A 25,172-nucleotide genomic window follows, 5' to 3' on the forward strand; every position below is an offset into this window, starting at 1 on the left:
TGGACCGCGAACCATGGGGGCTTTTGTGCGCAACGCCTCGCCCGGAAAATCGATCCCGGCCCGCTCGAACGAAACGGGGAACCAGCGTCGCGGAGGCGGCGACCCGCATGCGCGATCCTGCCGATTTTTCAGGAGGATGCAGGCACGCCGACTCGATTTTGAGTGGATTCGCAGCGTTCGCATCCTGTGATTTTAGAGTGACACCAAAGATTGAACTTGCTTCAACCCGCGTCAATTGCGCCCGTTTTGATCACATGAACCGATCATTTGCAGCATTCTTCCAAGCCTTCGGCGGGCTTTGCGGGGGATCACGACGGTGCGGACCGAACTTCTCGTAACCAGCGCGGTTGCTCTTGCGCTTTCGATCCCGGTACCTGCGGCCGCCGGCTGCTCGACCAAGAGCGGCGTCACCACCTGCACCGGCGACGTCTCGGGCGGCGTCAGCGTGTCGGGTGGCTCGGCCCTGACCGTCGGGGAGCTGACGGCCGACATCACTCCGTCGAAATCCAATCCCGGCGCGCGGCTGCGCAATGCCGGGTCCAAGGGTGGCCGCTCCAAGAAGCACAACGGCAAGACGGGCGGCAACGGAAAGTCGGCAGCCGTATCCTACGACGGCGCGCCATACTCGATGAGCACGGCGGGCTCCGGCGCGCTCGCCCAGTCGACCGGCGGCAAGGGCGGGTCGGGCAAGAAGATCACCTACGCCTTCGGCGGCAAGGGCAAATCCGGCGGGGACGGAGGCGCCGGGCACACCGCGGCGATCACCGTCTCGTCGGGAACCATCAGCACGAGCGGATCGGATCAATCGGCCATCGGCGCGGTCAGTGACGGCGGCAATGGCGGTTCGTCCGGCCAGACCGGCGGCGACTTCGGCAACGCGACGAGCCGCAGCGCCGGAGCCGGCGGCAGCGCCGGCGACGCCAGCGTGACGGTGACGACCGCGACGGTGGGGGTGGACGCCAACGGCGCGATCACGGTGCTGTCGAAGAGCACCGCAGGGAACGGCGGCGCGGGTGGCTCGGCGGAGGCTTACGCCGAGGCGACCGGCGGATCCGGCGGGCACGGCGGGGCGAGCGGGACGGCGAGCGCCAACATCGCCTCCGGCATATTCACCGCCAGCGGCTCGGACGCGCGCACGCTCGACGTCCGAAGCATCGCCGGGAACGGTGGCGAAGGCGGATTGGCGACAGGCTCCAGCAAGGGCGCCGCGGCGGTCGGCGGAAGCGGCGGGCACGGCGGAAATGCCAGCGCCGCGACCGCCACGATCGGCAACGGCATATTCTCCGTCACCGGGGCGAATGCCAATCTGCTCCTGGTCAGGAGCGTCGCCGGCGATGGCGGCGACGGCGGCGGCGGTGTCGGTACGCCGCCAGGGGCGACCGGCGGCGGCAGCAATGGCGGCGGGGGCGGCTCCGCCGGAACCGCCACCCTTACGATCAACGGCGGCGACTATTCGGCGAGCGGCAACGGCACGATCGGCATCGAGGTCGCCAGCAAGGGCGGCGCCGGTGGCGACGGAGGCATCGCGGTTTCGTCGACGGACGATGTCTACGCCGGCGATGCCTCGGACGGCGGCGCGTCAGGGTCGGTGAGCCTCGGCATCACCGATGCCAGCATCACGTTGGTCGGCGACACCGGCCCCGCCATCCTCCTCGTCAGCACCGGCGGCGACGGCGGCGACGGCGGTTCCGCATCGAGCGCCGAGGGCTTCGTCTACGGAGGATCGGGCGGGTCCGGGGGCAACGCCGGCCAGATCACGCTGACCTCGAAAGGCTCGCTCACGATCTACGCCGAGGGAACCGCTCCGGGACAGCACGGCATCCATGCCGCCAGCATCGGCGCGTCCGGCGGCAAGGGCGGAGCCGCGTCCGCGGGCGGCGGGTCCAGCCACGGCGGCGACGGCGGATCGGGCGGCGCCGGCGGGTTCGTCTCGCTCACCGTGGCGGACGGTTCGATCACGACCAGCGCCGAGAGCAGCCGCGGCGTCTGGGGCCGCAGCTACGGAGGCTCGGGCGGCAACGGCGGCAAGGCCGACACCACCATCGGCGACGGCAAGGGCGGCGCCGCGGCGGGAAGCGGTCCGGCCGGCAACGTCAGCATCTCCTACGGCGGCAGCGTCTCCACCACGGGCGGCGAGTCGGATGCGGTGTTCGCGCAGAGTGTCGGCGGGTTCAGCGGCTCGGGCGGAAACAGCACCGGCACCACCGCCTTCGGCGCCGGCAGCGAGAGCGCCGGCGCGGGCGGCGAGGTCGCCGTGACCATCGCGGCCGGCTCCACGCTCAAGACGAGCGGCGAATTCTCCTATGCCCTCGACGCGCAGAGCGTCGGCGGAGGCGGCGGCAAGGGCAACTCCGGCCTCGGCGTCAAGCAGCTCGGCGGTTCCGGCTCTGCGGGCGGAGACGGCGGCAACGTCACGGTCACCAGCGGCGGCGCCAGCATCACCACCGACGGCGACGCGGCGAAGGCGCTGACCGCCCGCAGCGTCGGCGGCGGCGGCGGTGACGCCGGCGGCGGCGCCGGCATCGAAAGCATCGGCGGATCGGCCGGAACCGGCGGCGACGGCGGCGACGTGATGGTCACCAACAGCGCCGACATCGCCACCGACGGAGCTTCCGCCGACGGCATCCACGCCGCGAGCCACGGCGGCGGCGGCGGCTCGACGGCACAGATCGTGGCGAGCTTCGCCCTCGGCGGCGCGGGCGGCAAGGGCGGCGATGCCGGCCTCGTCACCGTCATCAACGAGGGCAACGTGGCCACGCAGGGCGACAGCGCCGACGCGATCTTCCTGCACAGCGTCGGCGGGGGTGGCGGCGACGCCGGCGGCGTGATCGCGGTCGGCGGGCCCGTCGCCATCAGCCATGGCGGGTCGGGCGGCAACGGCGGCGACGGCGGCAACGTCAGCTATTCGGAGACCGTCCTCACGCCGCTGCAGATCACCACCGAGGGCGACGGCGCCCTCGGGATCCTGGCACACTCCAACGGTGGCGGCGGCGGGCACAGCAGCAGCACGGTCACCGTCAGCAGCGCCATCGTCGGCGGCGTCAGCGTATCGGTCGGCGGCAAGGCCGGGGACGGCGGCAACGGCGGCGTCGTCTCGCTGACGACCGGCGCGGACGTCAGCACGACCGGCGACAACGCGGTCGGCGTCTCGGCGGCTTCGGTCGGCGGCGGCGGCGGCAGCGCCGGCAATCAGGTGTCGGCGGCGGCCGGCGTCTTCTTCTCCGCCGACGTCGCGATCGGCGGCAAGGGCGGCTCGGGCGGCGACGGCGCGGCCGTGACGCTGGTGAGCGGCGGCAACGTCTCGACCCAGGGGCACAACGCGTCGGCGCTCGTCGCCCGCAGCGTCGGCGGCGGCGGCGGCAGCGCGGGCAGCCTCGTCGGCGCCAGCCTCACCGGCGTCAACGTCACCATCGGCGGCAGCGGCAGCGCGAGCGGTTCCGGCGGCACGGTCAACGTGAACACCGCCGGCTCGCTCTCGACCGTCGGGGACGACAGCCTCGGAATCTATGCGGTGAGCGTGGCGCGGGGCGGCGGTGACGCGGGTCTCGTGGTCAACGGCTCGGGCGGACTCGCGACCATCGGCGTCAACATCGGCGGCAGCGGCGGCGCCGGCGGCTCGGGCGGCGTGGTCACCGTGAACAACGGCGCCGACATCAACACGATCGGCGACCATTCCACCGCGATCCTCGCCAAGAGCGTCGGCGGCGGCGGCGGGCACAGCAGCACGGTGGTCTCCGGCGCCGCGGCGGTCGCCTCGATCGCCGTGGCGATCGGCGGGTCCGGCGGCGCCGGCGGCACCGGCGGAGCGGTCACGGTAACGTCGGACGGGGTGCTGTCGACGGCGGGGGCACAGGCGCACGGCATCCACGCGCAGAGCCACGGCGGCGCCGGCGGCACGTCCAACACCGTCGTCAACGGCACGTTCGACATCGGCGTCGGCGACATCCCCGTCTCGGGCAACGTGTCGGTGACGATCGGCGGGTCCGGCGGGAAGGGCGGAAAGGCCGGCGCCGTGACCGTGACGACGAAATCCGGAAGCTCGATCACCACCGGGGACCTCGGCGCGAAGGGTATCCTTGCGCAGTCCATCGGCGGCAACGGCGGCGCGGGCGGCACGGTCTGGGCGGGCGCGGTCGACGTCTCCGAGACGGCGTCGGTGAGCGTCGACGTCGGCATCGGCGGCGCGGGGGGCGACAGCGGCCGGTCCGGCGACGTCTCGGTCACCAACGCCGGCCCGGTGACGACCGGCGGTGACTTCGGCGAGGGCATCCTCGCCCTTTCGGTGGGCGGCAACGGCGGTTCGGGCGGGAGCGTCTACTCGATCCTCGGAACCTTCAGCCAGAGCTCATCGGGAAGCGTCCAGGTGAACGTCGGCGGCGCGGGCGGGGACGGCGCCGTCGCCGGGGCGGTGACCGTCGACAATTCGGGCGACATCACCACCGTCGGCGGAAGTGCGGACGCCATCCACGCCAAGAGCGTGGGTGGCAACGGCGGGCGTGCCGGCTCGGCCGCGGCGATCTCGGTCGCCAAGACGGCGACCAGCAGCGAAAGCAAGAGCTTCAACTTCTCGGTCGGCGTCGACGTCGGCGGGAAGGGCGGCAAGGCCGCGCACGGCAACACTGTCACGGTGACCAACTCCGGCGCGCTGACGACGAGCGGCGACGACGCGCGCGGCATCGTCGCGCACTCGGTCGGCGGCGGCGGCGGCGACGGCGGGGCGGCGGCGGCCTACTCCCTGTCCCTCGAAGCGCCGTACGACTGCCGCCTCGAGGGGCCGACATTCACCTGCACCTCCCCCACCAACGACGACGATACGGTGGATGTCTCAGCCTCGCTCGCCGTCGCCGTGGGCGGCAGCGGCGGCGCGGCCGGCAACGGCGGCGACGTCGTCGTCACCAACAACGGCGCGATCACGACGTCGGGCAAGGCAGCGCACGCCATCGTCGCCGAGAGCCACGGTGGCGGCGGCGGAACGGGCGGCAACGCCGGCCTCGGCACGCGGCCCTGGACCAAGAACCAGTACGTGAGCGACTTCACCGGCGTCACCATCCCGGTCTGGACCGAGCTCAGCGTGCTGGTCGGCGGCTCCGGTGGCGCATCGGGCGACGGCGGCGCGATCTCGGTCGACAACACCGCGCCGCTGACCCTTTCGGGCGACTCCAGCTTCGGCATCCGCGCGCAGTCGGTGGGCGGCGGCGGCGGGCACGGCGGCACGGGGTCGGGCGGCTTCTTCACAATCTTCAACCTCGGCGGCCTCGGCAGCGGCGGTGGCGACGGCGGCAAGATCGGCGTCGAGAGCAGCGGCGCCATCACCCTGAGCGGGAGCGGCGGTTCGGCGATCTTCGCCCAGTCCGTGGGCGGGGGCGGAGGCTCGGCGGGAGACGTCGAGTTCTTCCTCGCCAAGGGGTTCGGCAACCTCAACATCGGCGCCGGTGTCGGCGTGCAGCTCAATGCCGGCGCGGGCGGCGACGGCGGCAACGTCAGCGTGACCTCGTCGGGCGCGATCACCACCACCGGCGACACGAGCCATGGCATCCTCGCCATCTCGATCGGCGGCAGCGGCGGGTCGGCCGGCATCAGCGGGATCTTCGAGGGCGGCATCGACAGCTTCTCCGGCAGCGCCGGCGACAAGGGCGACGGCGGGACGGTGACAGTCGACGTCGAGGCCCCGATCCGCGTGTCCGGCCAGTGGTCGCACGGCGTGTTCGCCCAGTCCGGGTCCGGCTCGAAGGACGGCGACAAGAGCGGTGACGTCACGATCACCGTGTCGGCGGACGTGACCGCCTCGGGCCAGAAGGGCCGCGCGCTGCTCGCCCAGAGCTCGAGCCACAACAACGCCAACAACGGCACCGTCGCGATCGTCGTCGAGGAGGGCGCCGCCGTGACGGTCGGCGCGTCCGGCAGCGAGACGATCGGCTACTTCGACGGCGACGCCAACACGCTGGAGAACTCCGGCATCATCCGCCACGGCGGGTCGGGCTTCGTCATCCGCACCAACGGCGTCGCCTCACTCTCGGTCGAGAACAACCGCGCCATCGTCGGGTCGGTCCTGACCGAGCTGAGGTCGGGCGGAACCGCCGCGCCGATCACCATCGCCAACAACGCGGGCGCCGCGTTCGGTCTCGGCGAGACGATGTCGCTGGGCGCCTCCGGGTCGTTCACCAACGACGGCGTGATGTCCGCCGGTGGCGTCGGCACCATCGGCACCGCGACGTTCGACATGGGCCGCCTGGAGCAGTCCGCGACCGGCATCCTCCATGTCGACTTCGACATCGCCGGCGGCAACGACCTCGTCGCCTTCAAGGGTGGCAGCGCACCGACGCTCGCCGGCACGGTGAAGCCGAACGTGGTGGGCACGCTTCCGTTGTCCGGCGACAGCGGCAGCTTCGACATCGTCACCTCGACGGTGGGGATCGGCGGAAACACGCTCACCGTCTCGGACACTGCGACGGTCGACTATTCGCTCACCTCCTCCGTCGCGATATCGGGCAGCGCCGGCGGCGTCCCCGGTGCGGCGACGACCAATGCGATCGCGCTCAACTACGAGGTGGACTACACGCCCTGGACCGCCCTCCCCGGCGCCGCCGCGCCGGCGAGCGTGGCGGCCCCCTCCAAGCTCAACAGCAACCACACGCGCTTCGGCCACCACGTCGACGACCTCGTCACCTTGCGCCGCCAGGAGATCGCAGCCGGCGGCGACGACTTCGCCTTCGTGGACGACCTCGTCGGCTACCTGCTCGACACCGACGATGTCGGCCAGCTCGTCGACATCTACGACCGCTTCGCACCGGGGGAGCTGCTCGCCGGAGCGGATGCGGCGACCTTCGCCTCGCTGCGGTTCGCCGACGTCCTCAACAGCTGCCCGGCGGTGGACGCCAACAGCGCGGCGGTCTTCAACGAGGAAGGGAGCTGCGTCTTCCTCCAGATCGCGGGTGTCGCCCGCCGGGGCGAGCGCGAAGGGCTCTCCATCGGCTACGACGAGGACGTGTTCGCCGTCAGCGCGGGCGGCACGGGCGAGGTGGCCGAGAACTGGTTCGTCGGCGGCGCCCTCCGCTACGAGGCGTACGAGCTCGACAACGGCCGCGCCGACGCGTCCGGCAACCGCTTCCACGCCGGCGCCGTGCTGAAGCGCGAGATCGGCGCGACGACGCTGTCCGCGTCCTTCTCCGGCGGCTTCGGCGACTACGACCTGTCGCGCAGCGTGTACACGCCGGGCGGTGCCACCCATGTCTCGGGCGACCCGACGCTGTGGTGGATGGCCGGCCACGCCCGCGCCGCCCACACCTTCGCGGTCAGCGACGTCGTTGCGGTGAAGCCGTACGTCGACGTCGGCGTGACGCACGTCAGCCAGGACGCCCTGCGCGAGACTGGAGCGGGCGCCTACGGCCTTAGCGCCGACGAGTTCGCGGAGACGTTCGTGACGCTGAACCCCGCCGCCGAGCTCAGCGCGAACTTCCGTCTCGCCGGCATCGAGGCGCAGGCCTCGCTGCGCGCAGGCGTCCTCGCGTTCATCGGCAACGACGGGTTCGAGACGGACGCCCGCCTCGTCGGCGCGGGCGGCGCCGGCCCGACGTTCACCGTGCGCAACGACGTCGACGACCTCTTCGCCGACCTCGGCGCCGCGCTGAAGGCCCAGGTCCACGACAACGTCACCGTGGAGGCTGGCCTCGACGCCCTCGTCGGCAGCGATCAGCAGGAGTACCAGGGCGCGCTTCGCCTCAACATCCACTTCTAGAGACGGAGCGAGACCGGGACGAATACCGACTGCCTTTTCAGGTTGTTCGATCAATACGCCGGTGGATGGCGGCATGTGACTTGCAAAGCGGTGGCTCACCCCACGCGACAAAGAGGCATCACATGGGCGCTCAAAGCCGTTGGCATCGTGTTCCGAGGATGGCGGCCGCCGTCGCCGTCCTCGCCCTGGCCCTTCAGGGCCCGGCCCAGGCGCTCGACGACGTGCATCTGCAGACCGACTGGATCCCCTCGGGCGAGCACGCGATGTACTACGGCGGCTGGTCCAAGGGCATCTTCGAGGACCACGGCATCAACATCACCATCACGCGCGGCTACGGCTCGGGCGACACGGTGACGAAGCTCGCCGGCGGGGCCTTCGACTTCGGCGTCGCCGACTTCGGCGCGGTGCTCGCCGCCCGGGCCAAGTCCGAGATTCCGGTGAAGACGATCGGCATCCTCTACACCCACTCGCCGCACTCGCTCTTCGTGCTGGAATCGTCGGGGATCACGGACTTCAAGGGGCTGGAAGGCAAGCGGATCGGCATCACGCCGGGCAACAGCCACCGCCTCTACTTCCCGAAGGTGGCCGAGCGGGCGGGCACCGACGCCAGCCAGATCCGCTGGGTCAACACCGACGGCGCGACGATGGCCCCCCTCCTCATCCAGAAGAAGCTCGACGCGGCGCCGTTCTACTCGATCCACTACTACTACCAGAACAAGGCCGCGCAGGCCGTCGGCGAGAGCATCCGCGTGCTCCCCTTCGAGAAGGTCGGCTTCGCGATCTACGCCGCCTCGCTCGTCACCACGGACGAGATGATCGAGGAGAACCCGGACCTCGTGAAGCGCTTCCTCGCTGCGGTCTACGAGTCGTTCGAGTGGGCGAAGGAGAACCCCGAGGAGGCCTGCCGCCTCCACACCGAGCGGGTCCCCGAGGTCGCGATGGACGACTGCCTCGGCAGCCTCGAGGCCACCCTCGGCTTCGTCATCAACGAGCACTCCGAGAAGACGGGGCTCGGCCAGTACGACCCCGAGCGCCTCGCCTTCACCTGGGAGGTCGTGAAGGAGGCCCAGGAGATCGAGACCGACTTCGACCCGACCGAAGCGCTCGACACCTCGCTGGTCCCCAGTGCCGTCGGGAACTGAGACGCCGAACGGCCACGCCATCGTCCTCGATGGCGTGGAGCGCGTCTTCGAGAGCCGGGACGGGGAGCAGATCCAGGCGCTGAAGGGCGTCAACCTCACCGTCTCGGAGCATGAGTTCGTCTCCCTGGTCGGTCAGTCGGGGTGCGGGAAGTCCACGCTCCTGCGTCTCGTCGCTGGCCTACTCGCGCCGACGGTCGGCCGTGTCGCGATCCACGGCGAGACGGTGACCGAGCCGCGCACGGACACCGGTCTCGTCTTCCAGAGCCCGACGCTCCTGCCCTGGGCGTCGATCCTCGACAACCTCCTGTTCCCGCTGCGCATGCTGCACCGGCCGATCGACGCGGAGGCGCGGGAGCGCGCGCTCGCCCTGCTCGAGCTGGTGGGCCTCGCCGGGTTCGCCTCGCGCTACCCGAAGGAGCTGTCGGGCGGGATGCAGCAGCGGGCCGGCATCTGCCGCGCGCTGATGCACGACCCGGACGTCCTGCTCATGGACGAGCCGTTCGGCGCGCTCGATGCGCTCACCCGCGAGGAGATGAGCCGCGAGCTGCTGGACCTTTGCGTCAGGCGTCCGAAAACCGTCCTCTTCGTCACCCACTCGATCACCGAATCGGTGCTCCTCTCGGACCGTGTGGTGGTGATGTCGCCGCGTCCCGGCCGCATCCAGGAGATCGTCACGGTCCCCCTGCCGCGGGAGAACCGCATCGGATCAGAGGCAAGCCATGAGTTCCAATCCTGCGCCCAGCACATTCGCGACCTCATCTTCGGCCGCCGCCACGCCGCCGCGTGAGGTGAGGCGCCGGCGGCGTCTGGCGCCGCTGCTGGAGGAGGCCGGCATCCCGGTGCTCGCGATCGGCGGGCTGGTCGCGATCTGGCAGCTCTGCGTGATGGTCTTCGAGATCCCGGCCTTTCTGCTGCCCTCCCCGGCACGGATCCTGAGGGACAGCGTCGCCGAGGCGGACACGCTCGGCTGGCACACGCTGGCGACGCTGAAGACGGTGTTCCTCGGCTTCCTCGCATCGGTCGTGATCAGCCTGCCCCTCGCGGTGCTCATCACCTCGTCCAAACGGATGGCGAACACGATCTACCCGATACTCGTCCTCACCCAGTCGATCCCCAAGGTGGCACTGGCGCCGATCCTGGTGATCCTCCTCGGCACCAACGAGCTGCCGCGCATCGTCGTCACCTTCCTCGTCGCGTTCTTCCCGCTCGTCATCGCGGTGGCGACAGGCCTCTCCTCCGTGCCCGACGACCTCGTCGAGCTCGGCCGCTCCTACCGCGGCTCGCGCTGGCAGATGCTCACCCGGATCCGCCTGCCCTACGCGGTGCCGATGATCTTCTCCGGCCTCAAGGTCGCGGTTACCCTGTCCGTCGTCGGCGCGGTGGTGGCGGAGTTCGTCAATGCCGATGCCGGGCTCGGCTACTTCATCATCTCGTCCACGGCGTTCTTCGAGACCGGACTCGCGTACGCCGCCCTCATCATCCTGTCACTCATGGGAATCGTCTTGTTCCAGATCGTCGTCGTCGCCGAGCGGGTGCTGTTCCCGTGGTCCCCGGCCAACACCGACCCGGTGTCCAGATGAGCGCCACCGTCATCCGAGGCGGGCGCCTCGTCGACATCCCCGCCCGCGCCGCGCCCTACACCGACATCCTGGTGGTGGACGGCGTCATCCGCGAGATGGGGCCGGCCGGGCTCGCCGCGCCCGAGGACGCCGAGGTGTTCGACGCGGCCGGAATGCTGATGCACCCCGGCCTGATCAACGGACACACCCACGGCCACGGCGGCCTCTCCAAGGGGATGGCGGACCGCTGGACGCTGGAGCTGCTGCTGACCGCCGGCCCCTGGATCTCCGGCTCGCGCCAGGTCGAGGACAAGTACCTCTCCACCTACCTCGGCGCCGCGGAGATGCTGCTGAAGGGCTGCACGGCCTGCTACGACCTGACGTACGAGTTCCCGACCCCGACCTCGGAAGGCCTCGCCGCCTGCGTGAAGGCGTACGCCGACGCCGGAATGCGGGCCGTCGTCGCGCCGATGGTCGCCGACATCTCGTTCTACGAGGCGATCCCGGGCCTTCTCGATGCCCTGCCGCCGGCGCTCCAGAAGCGCGTCGAGGCGATGCGGCTCGCTCCCGCCGAGACGACGCTCGCGGCCATCCGCGCCGCGATCCACGACTGGACCGGACCGGCCTCGATCCGCCCGGCGGTGGCGCCGACGATCCCGCACCACTGCACCGACGCCTTCATGATCGGCTGCCGCGACATCGCGCGGGACCATGGGCTCGGCCTGCACAGCCACGTCGCCGAGTCCCGCATGCAGGTGGTGGTCGGAAAGCGCCTCTACGGCCGCACGCAGCTTCAGCACATGGACGGCCTCGGCCTCGTCGGCCCCGACTTCGTCGTCGGCCACGGGGTCTGGCTCGACGACGAGGACATGCGCATCCTCGCCGGCCATGGCGGTTCGGTGTCCCACAACCCGGGCAGCAACGCCCTGCTCGGCAACGGGATCGCCCACGCGCGGCGGATGCTGGAGCTGGGCGTCAACCTCGCCGTCGGCACCGACGGGTCGAGCTGCTCGGACAACCAGAACATGTACGAGGCGATGCGCACGGCGATCTACGTCAGCCACGCCCGTGGCCCGGAGGCCTTCGCCGAGTGGCTGTCGACGGCGGAGATCTTCACCGCCGCGACCGAGGGGAGCGCCCGCGCGCTGGGGTTGAAGGACGTCGGCCGGATCGCGCCGGGCTACAAGGCCGACATCGTCTTCCTCGACCTGACCTCCATCAACCTCATCCCGCTGAACGATCCGGTGAACCAGATCGTGCAGGCCGAGGACGGGCGCTCGGTCCACTCGGTGATGGTGGACGGCCGCGTCGTGGTGCGCGACGGCCGTCTGGTCGGCGCCGACATGGCGCGCCTCGCACTCGACGCCGAGCGGGCCCGCGAGCGACTCACGGCGGCCAACGCCGACAACCGGGCGCTCTTCACCCAGCTCGCGCCGGTGGTCGGCTCCTACTGTCCCGGCCTCTCCGCCCAGCCCTACCACGCGGAGCGGCACGCCCACATCCACTGACGGGAGACCGCGGCGCCTGAAACCCATGCTCGGGCGCCTCGCCTTAACCGGGTCCTGTCTTGGCGGGACCCGGCGCGTACGGCAGGAGCTGCCGCGCACGACGCCCCTTCGCTCGCGGCGCGGGATCGGGCGGGCGGGACCCATTTTGCCTTTGCCCAACCCTGGGGCGAGGCAGTAAACAGTCTCGCATGGAATTCTCCCGCTTCGAGACCGCCGCCTACGATGGCGAGACCGTCGGCGACGTCGCCTATCGCCGCATCCGGTCCGACATCGTGAACGGGCGCCTGCCGCCGGTCGAAAAGCTCAAGCTCGACACGCTGAAAACCACCTACAACGTCAGCGTGACGACGCTCAGGGAAATCCTGAACCGCCTCGCGGTGGAGGAACTGGTGACGGCGGAGGGCCAGCGTGGCTTCCGCGTCGCGCCGATCAGCGCGGCCGAGCTTCAGGAGCTGGCGGACCTGCGCGTCCTGCTGGAGTGCCACGCCCTCGAAAAGTCGATCCGGCACGGCGACCTCGATTGGGAGGCCGACGTCGTCTCCGCGCATTACAAGCTGTCGGTGATCGAGGCCGCCCTGCTCGAGGGGCAGCCGAGCGCGGTCGAGCGCTGGGTCCGCCACGACTGGGGCTTCCACCATGCGATGATCTCGGCCTGCAACACCCGCGCGATGATGCGGACCCACTCGTCGATCTTCGACCGCTACATGCGCTACCACATGCTGGTGCTGGACTTTCGCGGCCGCCCGGTCGCGGACGACCACCAGCGGCTTCGCGACCTCGTCCTCGCGCGGGACGTGGACGGTGCCGTCGCGCTGCTGACGCGGCACGTCCAGAGCGGGGTCGACTACATCCTCGGGACCGGACGGATTCCGCGGACCGAGGCCGGCGCGCTCAAGCCGCCAGCTTCGCCAGCTCGGCCAGTCGCATGATGGCGAAGGCGTATCCGGCGATGCCGAACCCCTCGATCTTCGCGGTCGCGGCCTTCGACACGTAGGAGAGGTGCCGGAACGCGTCGCGGCGGAACAGCGGCGAGATGTGCACCTCGATGATCGGCCCGTCGAAGATGAGCAGCGAGTCGAGGATCGCGATCGAGGTCGAGGTGAACCCGGCCGGGTTGATCAGGATGCCCGAGGCCGTCCCCCGTGCCCTCTTGATCCAGCCCATGATCTCCGCCTCGCTGTCGGACTGGCGGAAGTCGACAGTGACGCCGTGGTCGGCGGCGGTCCTGCGGCAGAGGGCCTCCACGTCGGCAAGCGTGTCGCTGCCGTAGATCTCCGGCTGGCGGGTGCCCAGCATGTCGAGATTGGGACCGTTGATCACCAGGATCGGACGGATCGTGTCACTCATTCGGGTCTCCGAGGCGTCAGCCCCGATAGCCGTAGAGCCGTGGCAGCCACAGCACGACCTCGGGGATGAAGGTGATGATCGCGAGGCCCGCGATCATGATGGCGAGAAAAGGCAGGAGGTGCCGGATCGTCTGGCGGATCGGCGACTTCGTGATCGAGGAGACCACGAAGAGGAGGAGCCCGTAGGGCGGCGTCGCGAGTCCGATCATCGTGTTGACCACGACGATGACGCCGAAGTGGACAGGATCGACCCCGAGGGCGATCGCCGTCGGCAGGAAGATCGGCACGATGACCAGGAGGATGGCGTTCGCCTCGAGGAGGCAGCCGAGCAGCAGCAGCAGCCCGTTCACGAGGAGCAGGAAGCCGATCCGGTCGAGCTCCGTGCCGGCGAGTGCGTCGCGGATGACGTTCGGGATCTGCTCGACCGTGACGACGTAGTTGAACGCCAGCGCGCCGGCGATCAGAAAGCCCACGCTCGCGGTCGAGCGGGCGCTGTTGCGCACCGTGGCGTACGCCGTGCGCAGGCTCACCGACCGGTAGAAGACGGTGGAGACGAGGAAGGCGTAGAGCGCCGCGAGCGCGGCCGCCTCCGTCGGCGTCGTCACGCCGCCGTAGATGCCGACGAGGAGGATCACCGGCATCAGGAGTGCCGGCACCGCGCGCAGGGTGATCATCGGCATCTCGCGCAGCGGCACCGGCGCCTCGACGGGGTAGTCGTGCACCCGCGCCTGCCAGGCGTTCATCGCCATCAGCAGGACGCCGAGGATGAGGCCGGGCATGACGCCGCCGAGGAACAGGAACCCGATCGACGTGTCCGACACCAGCGCGAACAGCACCATCGGGATCGACGGCGGGATGATCGGGCCGATGATCGCCGATGCGGCGGTGATGGCGCCGGCGTAGGATGCGGGATATTTCCCGTCCTTCGTCATCAGGTTGATGATGATCCGGCCCATGCCGACCGCGTCCGCGATCGCCGAGCCGGACATGCCGGAAAAGATCAGCGAGGACACGACGTTGACGTGGCCGAGCCCGCCCCTGAACCGCCCCACCAGCGCCCGGCAGAAATCCAGCAGCCGGTCCGACAGCGAGCCGACGTTCATGAGGTCGGCGGCGAAGATGAAGAGCGGGATCGCGAGCAGGACGTAGGAGCCGTAGAGCCCGTTGAGCATCTGCTCGAAGGCGATCGACATGTCCCGCCCCTCGAGGAACAGGTAGAGCACCGAGGAGGCGAGCATCGCGTGGCCGATCGGCAGGCCGAGAACCGCCGTCGCGACGATTGCGGCAACGGCGACGCCGAATTCCCAGCTCATTCGCTGAAGTCCTTGCGCGCCGCAACCTCAGGGCCGGCCGCCGCCTCCTCCCGCCCGGTCAGCGCCGTCCAGAGGATCCGGACGTAGCGCAGGATCGTGACCGCGGAGAACACCAGCGCGATCGAGTAGACCCAGTTGAAGCGGATATCGAGGTAGCTCGTCTTCTGGACCCGCATGAACGTCACGAAGTCCCACAGCGCCGGCAGCGACACCGCGTAGACGACGACGAGGAAGATCGCGAAGAGCGCCCGGAACACGCGCCGCGTCCTCGGCGAGACGCTGCCGTAAACGATGTCGAACCGGATCTCGTCCTCCTCGCGCGCCGCGACCGACTGGCCCCAGAGCAGGATCCACAGCCAGGAGATGACGCAGACCTCGACCGTCCAGCCGACCGGGTCGTTCATCACGTAGCGCATGAAGACCTGCACGATGAACGACAGGAACATCGCAGCGAGGAGGACGGCCGGGACGGCCTCGGCCAGATGGCGGGCCAGGGTCGTCCAGCGGTGGCGCGGCATCGTCATGGGGAGCCCTTGAGGGATACGGCGGGCCGGCGTCGCGGCCCGCACGGGAGAGTCAGATCAGTTCGCGAGGGCGTTGATCTTCTCGAGCATCCCCTCCGGCCAGCTCTCGGCGAACTCGGACTCGAGGTACTTCTGCTGGGCGTAGGTGCGGAACGCGGCGCGGTCGGGCTCGTACACCTTGAGACCCTCGTCCTTGAAGAAGGAGACGAGTTCCTCCTCGCGCTTCAGGTGGCGCTCGGTGCTCCCGGCGATCGCGGCGTCCACCGCCGACTGCAGCGCCTCCTGCTGCTCCGGCGTGAACCCGTCCCAAAGCTTCTTGCCGATGGCGAGGACGTCGAAGCCGACGAGGTGGCCGGTGAGGACGATCTGGCTCGTCACCTCGTAGAACTTCATGTTGTAGTCGTTGGGGAGCGGGTTGTCCTGCCCGTCGATCGCACCGGTCTGGAGCGCGGTGTAGACCTCGGCGTAGGCGAGCGGGGTCGGATTGGCGCCGATCGCCTCGCCCAGGAACTGCCATGCGTCGCCGCCCGGCATGCGCAGCGTGATGCCGGACAGGTCCTGCGGGGTCATCACCTCCTTGTCAGGGGCGAGGTTGACCTGCCGCGTCCCGAAGTAGACCGGCGCGAGGATGTGGATGCCGATGTCCTCGGCCATGCCGGCGAGCTCCGCGCCGACGTCGCTGTCGAACACCGCCTTCAGGTGAGCCGCATCGTCGAACAGGTAGGCGGAGGTGACGATGGACCATTCCGGCACCTGCTCGGCGATCGTCTGCGGCGCGACGAGGCCCATCTCCAGGTTGCCGCGCTGGATCGACGTGAGCTCGGCCCCCTGCGCGACGAGGGTGGCGCCGTTGAAGACCTGAAGGTCGAACTGGTCCTTCACGGCCTCCGCGATCTCGGCGAAGGCCTCGGAGCGGATGTCGTTCTCCGAGACCACCGATGAGAGGCGCAGCGTGGGCCGGTCCTGCGCGCTGGCGGCGCCGGTCATTCCGAGAATGCAGGCTCCGGCGAGACTGGCCGCGAGCGCGGTCCGTCGAGTGATGAGCGTCATGTGTTCCTCCCTGCGCCGCCGCCCGGTTTTTCGTCTCGTCGGCCCGGTTCAGCGGCTCGCAGCGCTTCTGTTTTTGTAGGCTATAACCAGAAATACCCTACAAAATGTCGGTTGATCAACCGGTGACCTCGTCCCCGCCATCATCGACCGCCTCCGGGCCGCGCTCGAAGCCGACGCCGGATGCCTGCCAGCGTTGCGGGAGGAGCGCGGGGCCGAGATCGGGGTGGCTCCGAAGCGCTCGGCGGACGGCGCTTCCGGTGTGCGGCACGCGCGAATCCGTTGGGGGCGCGGGGCGGGTGGAGTATGATCGGAGGCGGAGCGGACGGCAGGCGGGGACCTGCGCCGCACTCCCGGCCGGGCCGGCCGCAGCGGCCTCACGGAGATCGAGATGAAGCAATTCCTGCTTGCCGCTGCGCTCGCAGCCGCGACGGTCGGCGCAGTCCATGCGCAGCCCGCCGAGACCGCCCCGGAAGGCGGCCCGATGCACCTGGAGTTCATCCAGCAGGCCGGGTCGATGACCTTCGACGGCTCGACCCTGACGCTGACCAACCCTGCCTACTCGACCATCGTCTCGGCCAAGGGCGCGGACGGGTCGACCGGCATCATGACGACGGAGGCCTTCGTCGAGGCGTTCGCGACCATCGCCGGGGAGGACTCGAAGGATCCGCCCAATGCGATGGTCGTCGTGGGCGGCGCCGACACGGAACCGGCGATCGTGGAGCTCTCGGCGCCGAAGATGAACGGCGACGCCGTCGTCTACAAGGTCGCGGTCCTGGAGGGGGATCTGCCGGCGAGCGGCGACAACGTGACGGTCTTCATCGACCCGTGGATCCACGTCGGCCCGTACCGTCCGTGGCGCGCCCCGGTGGTGGTCGCCCCCGGCCCGTGGGGCCCGCGCTGCCACTGGAGCCCGTACTACTACGGCCGTGTCTGCCGCTGGTGATCGGGCCGCGTCCGGCCTCCCGCGCGGCGCCCACGTATGACGAGCCGGCGGCGCGCCCCGCCGCCGGCGACGTCCGCGAAATGCCGGGCGAACCGCCCGGCTGCTGCGACGCTCGCGCCGGATGCTCCGCCGATCGGCCGGGTGCCCGACCTCAGTCCGGCGCGGTGTAGCGGCAGGCCGTCCAGCCGCCGTCGACGGTGATCACCTGACCCGAGACGTAGGAGGCCGCCGGCGAGGCGAGGAAGGCGACGACCTCGGCCACCTCCTCCGGCCGCCCGGCGCGGCCGGCCGGGATCTGACCCACCGTCAGGCGCTGGAAGCGCGCGTTCTTCGCCATCCGCTCCGCCGTCGCCGGGGTGGCGATGAGGCCCGGCGCGACGGCGTTGACGCGCACGCCGAGCGGCCCGTAGTCCGCCACCATCTGGCGCGTCAGGCCGATGATTCCCGCCTTCGCCGCCGCATAGGCGGCCACCCCCGGAAAGCCCACCTCCCCGAACACCGACGTCACGTTGACGATGGCGCGCTCCCCGGCCCCCGGCGCCGACACGAACGCGCGGGACAGCCGCATGACGGAGCGCAGGTTCACGTCCAGATAGCGGTCGAGCGTCTCGTCGTCGGTGTCGTGGAGCGGTCTGGCATTGCCGAGGCCGGCGTTGTTGACGAGCACGTCCACCCCGCCGAACGCCGCGTCGCAGGCGGCGAAAATACGCTCGGGCGCGTCGCGTGCCGTCACGTCCGCCAGGAGGGTCGCGATGCGGTCCTGCCCCTCGTAGGCGTCGAGCCCGTCCGGCTTCAGGTCGACCGCGAGCACGCAGACCCCGCCGTCCGCGAGGCGCGCCGCGATCGCCGCGCCGATCCCCGAGCCGGCCCCCGTGACGATCGCCCTCGTCGCAGCCGGACCCGTCACGATGCGGTCCCGTCGTCGACGACGCGAAGGTGCTCCGGAGCGGCGGTCGAATTCAGGTACTGCTGCACGACGTGACCCATGAAACCGACGTGCTCGCGCATCAGCGCCTCGGCGCGGGAAGGGTCACGCGTCGCGATGGCGTCGCGGATGCGATGGTGGTCGTCGTGCGAACGGTCGATCAGGCGATAGTCGTGCCACAGGATGATGCGGTCGGACAGGAACGGAATCTGACCGATCTGCTGCACCATCTCCGCCGTACTGGCGCTCCCGCTGGCGGCCGTGATCGCGCCGTGGAAGTGGTTGTTCATGAGCCGGTAGGCCGGCAGGTCCTCGGGGTCGAGGCGCCCGCCGGCGAGGATGCGGTCCCCGTCCGCCAGCGCCTCGTCGAGCGTCGCCAGCACCTGATCGGGCACGCCGTTGCGCGCGCAAAGGCCCGCCGCCGCCCCCTCGAGGACGGAGCGGACGAAATACTTGTCGGCGATTTCCCCGTGGCTGAAGACGCGCACCGCGAAGCCGCGCTTGGGCACGTAGTCGAGCAGCCCCTCCCGCTCGAGCGCCGCGAACGCCGCCCGCACGGGTGTGCGTGACACGCCCATCGCCTCCGCGACCGGCACCTCCTGAAGGTGCTCGCCCGGCATGTAGTCGCCCTCCAGGATCATCGCGCGAAGCCGGTCCGCCACCGACGTCGATCGTGTCCGCATCCCCTCACCTCCACTCGCTTTATGTATACTTACTAGTCGATTTGTTCCGGCAATCAACCACGATTGACGTCATACCATCACCTCATGCATACATATTGCGACGAATGGAGACGTTATGCTGACGATGCCCGAAGCCGCCCCGCCGATCGAGGAGCGTACCGTGGACCCGATCGCGCGGCAGATCATCAAGGGCGCCCTCGGCTCGATGCAGTCGGAGATGGAGGTGCTGCTGGAGCGCACCGCCATGTCGCCGTTCATCCGGGAGAAGAAGGACTACTTCATCGGCATCTTCGACGCGGACGGCGGGCTCGTGATGGGCACCAACATCCCCGTCTTCGGCGATCTCGTCCGGCCGATCTTCGAGCACTACCCGCTCGCGACGATGCGCCCCGGCGACGTCTACTGGTATTCGGACTGCTACGGCACGAAGGGTGCCGTCTCCCATACGCCCGACCAGGTCTACGTGGCGCCGGTCTTCGTCGACGGGCAGGTCGCCGCCTTCGTCCAGTCCTGGGCGCACTTCCAGGACGTCGGCGGAATGCGCCCCGGCTCGCTCTCGCCGGACGCGACGGACATCTTCCAGGAGGGCATCGTCGTGCCTCCGGTCCGGCTCTACCGCGAGGGGGTCATGAACGAGGACGCCTTCCGCATCTTCAAGCGCAACTCGCGGTTCCCCGAGATGATCCAGGGCGACACGCGCGCCGGCGTCGCCGCCGTCCATCTCGGCGTGCGGCGCCTCGGCGACATCATGGAGAAGTTCGGCGCCGGACAGGTGCAGGCGACCTTCGCCTCCCTCATCGAGGAGACGCGCCGCACGGTGCGTGCGCGCCTCGCCGAGGCGTTCCCGGAAGGCACCGTCGAGGTCACCGAGTGGGTGGACGACGACGGCCACGGCAACGGCCCGTTCGCGATCCGCTTCGCGCTGGTGCGCGAGGGCGACCGCTTCATCCTCGACACCACGCGCAGCGACGACCAGGCGCCGGGGCCGATCAACTACCTGACGCACCCGAACGTCCTCAACATGATCTTCGGGCTCTATTTCCTCGCCGAGCATACCGACGTGCTCCTCAACGAGGGCGCCTGCCGGATCCTCGACGAGGTGCGGCTGCGGCCGGGCAGCATCCTGCTGCCGCTCTCCCCCGCGCCGCTCGGCCAGCGGGGGCTGACGCTGGTGCGCATGATCGCGGCCTGCTGCGCTCTCGTCGGCACGGCCACCAAGGGCCGCTCGGTCGCAGCCTCCAACGTCTACGCGCTCTACTACCTGCGCGGAACGGACGACGGGGCGGGCGCGCCCTTCCTCATCACCGACGGGGTCGGGGTCGGCTGTGGTGCGCGCCCCTACGCCGACGGAACCGACGCGGTATACCTGGTGGCGCAGGAGAACTATCCGGCTGAGTTCATGGACCTCACCTTCCCGGTCCGGCTCCTGCGCTACAGCCTCAATCCGGACTCCGGCGGGCCGGGGCGCTGGCGCGGCGGCTGCGGCGTCGTCCGCGAGGTGGAGCTCCTGGCGCCGGCAGCGATGCTCTCCAACCGCGCCGGCGGCGGAGGCTTCCCGCCCTGGGGCGTCGCGGGCGGCATGAACGGCGGCAACACGCGATGGATCGTCAACCCCGGCCGGGCGGACGAGCGGGAACTCCCGCCGATGGCCGACGGCACGATCCTGAAGAAGGGCGACGTCCTGCAGATGCGCACCGGCGGCGGTGGTGGCTGGGGCCACCCCTTCGACCGCGAGCCGGAGCGGGTCCGCGAGGACGTCCTCGGCGGCATGGTGAGCCGGGAGAGCGCCGAGCGCGACTACGGCGTCGTGCTGACCGGCCCCGGCGCCGAGATCGACGCCGCCGCTACGGCGGCCCGCCGCGCCGAGCGCCCCGCGCCCGGCCTCTTCCACCGCAACCACTATGCCGAGGTCCTGGCGTGAACACGATGATGCGCTCCGGCGATCTCCTCCTCGGCATCGACATCGGCGGCACCTTCACCGACATCGTCGCCCTCGACACCGCCACCGGCCAGCGCTGGTCCACCAAGACGCCGACGACGCCGCACGACCAGTCGGAGGGTTTCATCGCCGGGGTCGACAAGATCCTCGACACCATCGGCGAGCGGCGGCCCATCGCGCAGATCCTGCACGGGACCACCGTCGCGACCAATGCGATCCTGGAGGGCAAGGGCGGCACGGCGGCGCTAATCACCAGCGAGGGTTTCCGCCACGTCCTGGAGATCGGCCGGCACGACATCCCGCGCAAGGCGAACATGTTCTCCTGGGTGAAGCCGGCGCGGCCGGTGCCCGCGAAGCGCATCGTCGAGGTCGCCGGGCGGATCGACGTCGACGGCGCGGAGCACGTCCCCCTCGACGAGGCGGCCGTGCGCGCCGCGGCGGAGGCCTTCGCCGCGGAGGGGCTCGACACCATCGCCGTCTGCCTCATCCACGCCTACGCCAACCCCGCGCACGAGCGCCGCGTCGCCGAGATCGTGCGCGAGGTGATCCCGGACGCGCTGATCTCGCTGTCCAGCGACGTGCTCCCGGTCTTCCGCGAGTACGAGCGGTCGATGGTGACGATCCTCAACGCCTACGTCATGCCGCCGGTGTCGCGCTATGTCGGCCGCCTCGGCGCGCGGATCGCCGAGACGGGGGCGACGCGCTCCCTCCTCCTCATGAATTCGGGCGGCGGCGTCATGAGCGCGGCGACCGCCGGCAGCGAGCCGGTGCAGACCGCGCTCTCGGGCCCCGCCGCCGGGGCGCTCGGCGCCGCCGCGACCGGACTCGCGGCGGGCCGGCCCGACGTCATCTCCATCGACATCGGCGGCACCTCGGCGGACGTCACCCTCATCAAGGACGGGCGCCCAACGATCACCAAGCGCGGCACGATCGGCGAGTGGCCGGTGCACACGCCGATGGTGGACATGGTCACCATCGGCGCCGGCGGCGGCTCGATCGCCCGCGTCACGGACGGCGGCAGCCTCACGGTCGGGCCAGAGAGCGCGGGCGCGGTGCCGGGCCCGGCCTGCTACGGCCGCGGCGGCACGCTGCCGACGGTGAGCGACGCGCACCTCGTCCTCGGCCGCCTCTGCCCGCACCTCCTCGACGATGCGATGGCCCTCGACGTCGAGGCGGCCCGGCGCGCCGTCCACGACCATGTCGCCGCCCCGCTCGGCCTCACCGTGGAGCGCGCGGCGGAGGGGATCCTCGAGGTCATCAACAACGCCATGGTCGGCGCGATCCGCCTCGTCTCCGTCGAGCGCGGGCTCGACCCGCGCGACTTCGCCCTCCTCGCCTTCGGCGGCGCGGGACCGCTGCACGGACCGGCGCTGGCGCGGCTCCTCGGCATGTCGTCCGTCATCGTCCCGCCGAACCCGGGCGTGCTGTCGGCGGTCGGCCTGACGGTCGCGGACCTGCGCAACGACTTCTCGCTCACCTGCGTGGAGCGCGGGCCGGACCACGACCTCGCCCGCCTCGCGGCCACCTTCGCCGGCCTCGAGGACAAGGCGCGGTCCTGGCTCGCCAGCGAGGGCATCGCCGAGGGCGCGAGCCGCACCGAGTGGGAGGCGAGCCTGCGCTATCGCCACCAGGGTTTCGAGCTCGCGATCCCCTGGCCCGGCCACGAGGTCGGCGCCGCCACGCTCGCGAAGCTCTTCGAAGCGTTCCACCAGACCCACGAGCGGCTCTACACCTTCGCCCAGCGCGACACGCCGGTGGAGATCGTCACCCTCTCGGTGACCGCGCACGGCCGGCTCGACCGCCCCGAGGTGGCGACTCCGGCGGGCGTGCGCGAGGGCGACCCCATCGTCGCCCGGCAGCCGCTGTGGAGCGGCGGCCGGTTCGTCGATTGCCCCGTCTACGACCGCGCGCGTCTCGCCGCCGGCACCCGCGTCGAGGGTCCCGCCATCCTGCGCCAGCTCGACACGACCACGGTCATCGAGGCGGGGCAGAGCGCGTCCATCCATCCGTCCGGCAGCGCGATCGTGACGGTCTGAACGATAATAAAACGGGAGGAAACCAATGATCATGCGACCCCTCGGCCTGGCCGTCATGGCACTGGCGTTCGGCGTGGCGCCGCTCGCCGCGCAGGAGCAGGTGAAGCTCGGCGTGCTGAACGACCAGTCCTCGCTCTACTCCGACCTGACCGGCTCCGGCTCCGTCACCGCGGCACGCTTCGCGGTCGAGGACTTCGGCGGCGAGGTCCTCGGCAAGCCGATCGAGATCGTGACCGCCGACCACCAGAACAAGCCGGACGTCGGTTCCACCATCGCCCGCCGGTGGATCGACCAGGAGGGCGTCACGGCGATCGTCGACGTCCCGGCCTCCTCGGTCGCTTTCGCCGTGCAGGAGGTGACGCGCGACGCGGGGGTGCCGTTCCTCATCTCAGGCGCCGCCTCGTCGGGCCTGACGGGCGAGGCGTGCTCGCCGACCACCGTCCACTGGACCTACGACACCTACGCCCTCGCTGCCGGCGCGGCGCGCGGCGTCGTCCAGGACGGCGGCAAGAAGTGGTTCTTCATCACCCAGGACAACCAGTTCGGCCACGCCCTCGAAGCCGACATCAGCCGTTTCGTGAAGGAGGCCGGGGGCGATGTGGTCGGCAGCGTGCGCCATCCGCTGCAGACGACCGACTTCTCCGCCTACCTCCTCCAGGCGCAGGCCGCGGGCCCGGATGTGGTCGCCCTCGCCAATGCCGGCAGCGACTTCACCAACGCGCTGAAGCAGGCGGCCGAGTTCCAGCTCACGCAGGAAGGCATCCGCATGGTCGGCACAAGCGTGACGATCAACGACATCCACTCCCTCGGCCCGAAGACGGCTCAGGGCGTCCAGTTCGCCGCGCCCTTCTACTGGGACATGACGGACGAGACGCGCGCGTTCTCCGAACGCTTCGCCGAGGTCGAGGGCAAGATGCCCAACCACATCCATGCCGGCGTCTACGGCGTCGTGAAGCACTACCTCGAAGCGGTGGAGAAGGCCGGAACGACCGACGGCCTCAAGGTCGTCGAGGCCATGAAGTCGATGCCGATCAACGACTTCTTCACCCACGACGGCTCGATCCGCCCGGACGGCCGCGTCCTGCGCGAATTCTACCTGATGAGCGTGAAGACGCCGGAGCAGTCGACCGGCGACTGGGACCTCGTGAACGTCCTGTCGACCATTGCGCCGGAGAACGCGGCTCTCCCGCTCTCGGAGAGCAAATGTCCCCTCGTCGCCAACAAGAGCTGACCGGAGGCCGCGCGCGGGCATGAACCGTCTCGCCCTTGTCACCGGCGCCGCCCGAGGGATCGGGCGGGCCATCGCCGAGCGGCTGGCGGCGGACGGCTTCACCGTCGTCGCCGCCGACCGCGACCTCCCCGATGCCGCCGACGGCATCACCCCGATCCGGCTCGACGTGACGGACCGGCTAGCGGTCAAGGCCGCGCTCACCGGTCTCGACCGGCCCGTCGACGTCCTTGTCAACAACGCCGGGGTCTATTCCGACCGTCCGTTCATGGAGCTGACGGAGGCGGACTTCGAGGCGATGCTGGCGGTCAACCTGATGGGGGTCTTCATCGTCTCGCAGGAGGTGCTGCGGTCGATGCCGGACGGCGGGCGCATCGTCACCGTCTCCTCACGCTCCTACCTCGGCGCGCGCAACATGGGCCACTACGGCGCGTCGAAGGCCGCGGTCGTGGCGCTGACGCGGACGATGGCCATCGAGTTCGCCGACCGCGACATCGCCGTCAACGCCATCGCACCGGGCCTAGTCGAGACGTCGATCCTGGACCAGCTCACGCCCGAACGGCGGGCGGACCTGGCGCGCCTGCAGCCGACCGGGCGTCTCGGCCAGCCGCAGGACATCGCCGCCGCGGCCGCCTACCTCGCCGCCCCGGCGACGCAGTTCATCACCGGTCAGGTGCTCATCGTCGACGGCGGCAAGTCGCTCGGCGGCGTTTGGATGTAGGACGCGGCCGGGGTCAGCCCCGGCCGCGATAGGTCGGCACGCCCTGCTCGGGGATCCAGACGTCCGCCGGGGCGGGGCCGGTCTGGTAGAAGACGTCGATCGGGATGCCACCGCGCGGGTACCAGTAGCCGCCGATGCGCAGCCAGTCCGGCTCGAGCAGGTCGACGAGGCGCCGGCCGATCGACACCGTGCAGTCCTCGTGGAAGGCGCCGTGGTTGCGGAACGACGTCAGGTAGAGCTTCAGGGACTTGCTCTCCACGAGCCACTTTTCCGGCACGTAGTCGATGACGAGATGGGCGAAGTCGGGCTGGCCCGTCATCGGGCACACCGAGGTGAACTCCGGCGCGGTGAAGCGTACGGTGTAGCGCGTCCCCTCCTGCGGGTTGGGGACGCGCTCGAGCACGGCCTCCTCGGGACTCGCCGGAATGGCGGTCGCCTGACCCAGCTGGGTGAGACCGGAATAGATGTCGCTCTTGGCCAAGACGAAGTGCCTCTTCGAAGGCCTCGGGTGAGCCTGCGT

The 25,172-nt window shown here is 70.5% G+C and carries 18 protein-coding genes; 11 read left to right on the forward strand and 7 right to left on the reverse strand.

Features of this window, described 5'->3' with window-relative positions; all coding sequences use genetic code 11:
• Positions 1–316 precede the first annotated feature (316 nt).
• From DLJ53_RS35160 to DLJ53_RS09450, 6 genes are all read left to right on the forward strand, one after another.
• Entirely contained in the window at positions 317–7,735 is a 7,419-nt protein-coding gene (locus DLJ53_RS35160) for an autotransporter outer membrane beta-barrel domain-containing protein (protein WP_162409045.1), read from the forward strand.
• 158 nt (positions 7,736–7,893) lie between these two features.
• Positions 7,894–8,877 (forward strand): ABC transporter substrate-binding protein, encoded by a 984-nt coding sequence (locus DLJ53_RS09430; RefSeq protein ID WP_111344611.1) that lies wholly within the window; start codon positions 7,894–7,896, stop codon positions 8,875–8,877.
• Positions 8,861–9,664 (forward strand): ABC transporter ATP-binding protein, encoded by an 804-nt coding sequence (locus DLJ53_RS09435; protein WP_111344613.1) that lies wholly within the window; start codon positions 8,861–8,863, stop codon positions 9,662–9,664. Before DLJ53_RS09430 ends, DLJ53_RS09435 begins: the two co-directional genes overlap by 17 nt.
• Entirely contained in the window at positions 9,597–10,457 is an 861-nt protein-coding gene (locus tag DLJ53_RS09440) for an ABC transporter permease (protein ID WP_202913088.1), read from the forward strand. The genes DLJ53_RS09435 and DLJ53_RS09440 overlap by 68 nt, the downstream gene beginning before the upstream one ends.
• A complete protein-coding gene (locus tag DLJ53_RS09445; RefSeq protein WP_111344615.1) occupies positions 10,454–11,944 on the forward strand; it encodes an amidohydrolase family protein in 1,491 nt (496 codons plus the stop codon). Before DLJ53_RS09440 ends, DLJ53_RS09445 begins: the two co-directional genes overlap by 4 nt.
• A 188-nt stretch (positions 11,945–12,132) precedes the next feature.
• Positions 12,133–12,873, forward strand: coding sequence for a GntR family transcriptional regulator (locus tag DLJ53_RS09450; protein WP_111344616.1), 741 nt, complete (start codon positions 12,133–12,135; stop codon positions 12,871–12,873).
• On the opposite strand, the gene DLJ53_RS09455 is transcribed toward DLJ53_RS09450, so the two are convergent.
• The 4 genes from DLJ53_RS09455 to dctP are packed head-to-tail and all read right to left on the reverse strand — an operon-like array spanning position 12,836 to position 16,177.
• Positions 12,836–13,291, reverse strand: a complete 456-nt coding sequence (locus DLJ53_RS09455; RefSeq protein ID WP_111344618.1) for a type II 3-dehydroquinate dehydratase — start codon at positions 13,289–13,291, stop codon at positions 12,836–12,838. The two genes, DLJ53_RS09450 and DLJ53_RS09455, sit on opposite strands and share 38 nt — an antisense overlap.
• A gap of 16 nt (positions 13,292–13,307) precedes the next feature.
• The gene (locus DLJ53_RS09460; protein WP_111344620.1) at positions 13,308–14,603 is read right to left on the reverse strand and encodes a TRAP transporter large permease; all 1,296 of its coding nucleotides are present in this window, start codon (positions 14,601–14,603) and stop codon (positions 13,308–13,310) included.
• On the reverse strand, positions 14,600–15,127 hold the full coding sequence (locus DLJ53_RS09465) for a TRAP transporter small permease (RefSeq protein WP_202913089.1): 528 nt from the start codon (positions 15,125–15,127) through the stop codon (positions 14,600–14,602). The genes DLJ53_RS09460 and DLJ53_RS09465 overlap by 4 nt, the downstream gene beginning before the upstream one ends.
• 57 nt (positions 15,128–15,184) lie before the next feature.
• A complete protein-coding gene (gene dctP / locus DLJ53_RS09470; RefSeq protein WP_111344621.1) occupies positions 15,185–16,177 on the reverse strand; it encodes a TRAP transporter substrate-binding protein DctP in 993 nt (330 codons plus the stop codon).
• A gap of 388 nt (positions 16,178–16,565) precedes the next feature.
• On the opposite strand from dctP, the gene DLJ53_RS09475 reads away from it, so the two are divergent.
• A complete protein-coding gene (locus DLJ53_RS09475) occupies positions 16,566–17,120 on the forward strand; it encodes a hypothetical protein (RefSeq protein WP_111344623.1) in 555 nt (184 codons plus the stop codon).
• A 151-nt stretch (positions 17,121–17,271) separates the two neighbouring features.
• Here the strand turns inward: DLJ53_RS09475 and DLJ53_RS09480 are convergent, their stop codons facing one another.
• Together DLJ53_RS09480 and DLJ53_RS09485 are read right to left on the reverse strand one after the other, a co-directional pair.
• A complete protein-coding gene (locus DLJ53_RS09480; RefSeq protein ID WP_111344625.1) occupies positions 17,272–18,027 on the reverse strand; it encodes an SDR family NAD(P)-dependent oxidoreductase in 756 nt (251 codons plus the stop codon).
• Positions 18,024–18,728 (reverse strand): GntR family transcriptional regulator, encoded by a 705-nt coding sequence (locus tag DLJ53_RS09485; protein WP_111344627.1) that lies wholly within the window; start codon positions 18,726–18,728, stop codon positions 18,024–18,026. Before DLJ53_RS09485 ends, DLJ53_RS09480 begins: the two co-directional genes overlap by 4 nt.
• Positions 18,729–18,843: 115 nt before the next feature.
• Between DLJ53_RS09485 and DLJ53_RS09490 the strand changes: the two genes are divergently transcribed.
• The 4 genes from DLJ53_RS09490 to DLJ53_RS09505 are packed head-to-tail and all read left to right on the forward strand — an operon-like array spanning position 18,844 to position 24,652.
• Positions 18,844–20,649, forward strand: coding sequence for a hydantoinase B/oxoprolinase family protein (locus tag DLJ53_RS09490; RefSeq protein WP_111344629.1), 1,806 nt, complete (start codon positions 18,844–18,846; stop codon positions 20,647–20,649).
• A gap of 5 nt (positions 20,650–20,654) precedes the next feature.
• On the forward strand, positions 20,655–22,703 hold the full coding sequence (locus DLJ53_RS09495) for a hydantoinase/oxoprolinase family protein (protein ID WP_111346188.1): 2,049 nt from the start codon (positions 20,655–20,657) through the stop codon (positions 22,701–22,703).
• Positions 22,704–22,728: 25 nt separating this feature from the next.
• Positions 22,729–23,934, forward strand: coding sequence for an ABC transporter substrate-binding protein (locus DLJ53_RS09500; RefSeq protein ID WP_111344631.1), 1,206 nt, complete (start codon positions 22,729–22,731; stop codon positions 23,932–23,934).
• Between the two features lie 19 nt (positions 23,935–23,953).
• Positions 23,954–24,652 (forward strand): SDR family NAD(P)-dependent oxidoreductase, encoded by a 699-nt coding sequence (locus tag DLJ53_RS09505; RefSeq protein WP_111344633.1) that lies wholly within the window; start codon positions 23,954–23,956, stop codon positions 24,650–24,652.
• 13 nt (positions 24,653–24,665) lie between these two features.
• On the opposite strand, the gene queF is transcribed toward DLJ53_RS09505, so the two are convergent.
• Positions 24,666–25,133, reverse strand: a complete 468-nt coding sequence (gene queF / locus DLJ53_RS09510; RefSeq protein WP_111344635.1) for a preQ(1) synthase — start codon at positions 25,131–25,133, stop codon at positions 24,666–24,668.
• Positions 25,134–25,172: the final 39 nt, after the last annotated feature.

The organism is Acuticoccus sediminis (assembly GCF_003258595.1).
Taxonomy (GTDB): domain Bacteria; phylum Pseudomonadota; class Alphaproteobacteria; order Rhizobiales; family Amorphaceae; genus Acuticoccus; species Acuticoccus sediminis.

Excerpts from the sequence above, each read along its gene's own strand:
- DLJ53_RS09440 (WP_202913088.1), top strand. The coding sequence starts at position 9,597 with ATGAGTTCCAATCCTGCGCCCAGCACATTCGCGACCTCATCTTCGGCC.
- DLJ53_RS09460 (WP_111344620.1), bottom strand. The coding sequence starts at position 14,603 with ATGAGCTGGGAATTCGGCGTCGCCGTTGCCGCAATCGTCGCGACGGCG.
- DLJ53_RS09430 (WP_111344611.1), top strand. The coding sequence starts at position 7,894 with ATGGCGGCCGCCGTCGCCGTCCTCGCCCTGGCCCTTCAGGGCCCGGCC.
- DLJ53_RS09495 (WP_111346188.1), top strand. The coding sequence starts at position 20,655 with ATGATGCGCTCCGGCGATCTCCTCCTCGGCATCGACATCGGCGGCACC.
- DLJ53_RS09455 (WP_111344618.1), bottom strand. The coding sequence starts at position 13,291 with ATGAGTGACACGATCCGTCCGATCCTGGTGATCAACGGTCCCAATCTC.
- DLJ53_RS09500 (WP_111344631.1), top strand. The coding sequence starts at position 22,729 with ATGATCATGCGACCCCTCGGCCTGGCCGTCATGGCACTGGCGTTCGGC.
- DLJ53_RS09475 (WP_111344623.1), top strand. The coding sequence starts at position 16,566 with ATGAAGCAATTCCTGCTTGCCGCTGCGCTCGCAGCCGCGACGGTCGGC.
- DLJ53_RS09490 (WP_111344629.1), top strand. The coding sequence starts at position 18,844 with ATGCTGACGATGCCCGAAGCCGCCCCGCCGATCGAGGAGCGTACCGTG.
- dctP (WP_111344621.1), bottom strand. The coding sequence starts at position 16,177 with ATGACGCTCATCACTCGACGGACCGCGCTCGCGGCCAGTCTCGCCGGA.
- DLJ53_RS09505 (WP_111344633.1), top strand. The coding sequence starts at position 23,954 with ATGAACCGTCTCGCCCTTGTCACCGGCGCCGCCCGAGGGATCGGGCGG.
- DLJ53_RS09485 (WP_111344627.1), bottom strand. The coding sequence starts at position 18,728 with ATGCGGACACGATCGACGTCGGTGGCGGACCGGCTTCGCGCGATGATC.
- DLJ53_RS09450 (WP_111344616.1), top strand. The coding sequence starts at position 12,133 with ATGGAATTCTCCCGCTTCGAGACCGCCGCCTACGATGGCGAGACCGTC.
- DLJ53_RS09465 (WP_202913089.1), bottom strand. The coding sequence starts at position 15,127 with ATGACGATGCCGCGCCACCGCTGGACGACCCTGGCCCGCCATCTGGCC.
- DLJ53_RS09445 (WP_111344615.1), top strand. The coding sequence starts at position 10,454 with ATGAGCGCCACCGTCATCCGAGGCGGGCGCCTCGTCGACATCCCCGCC.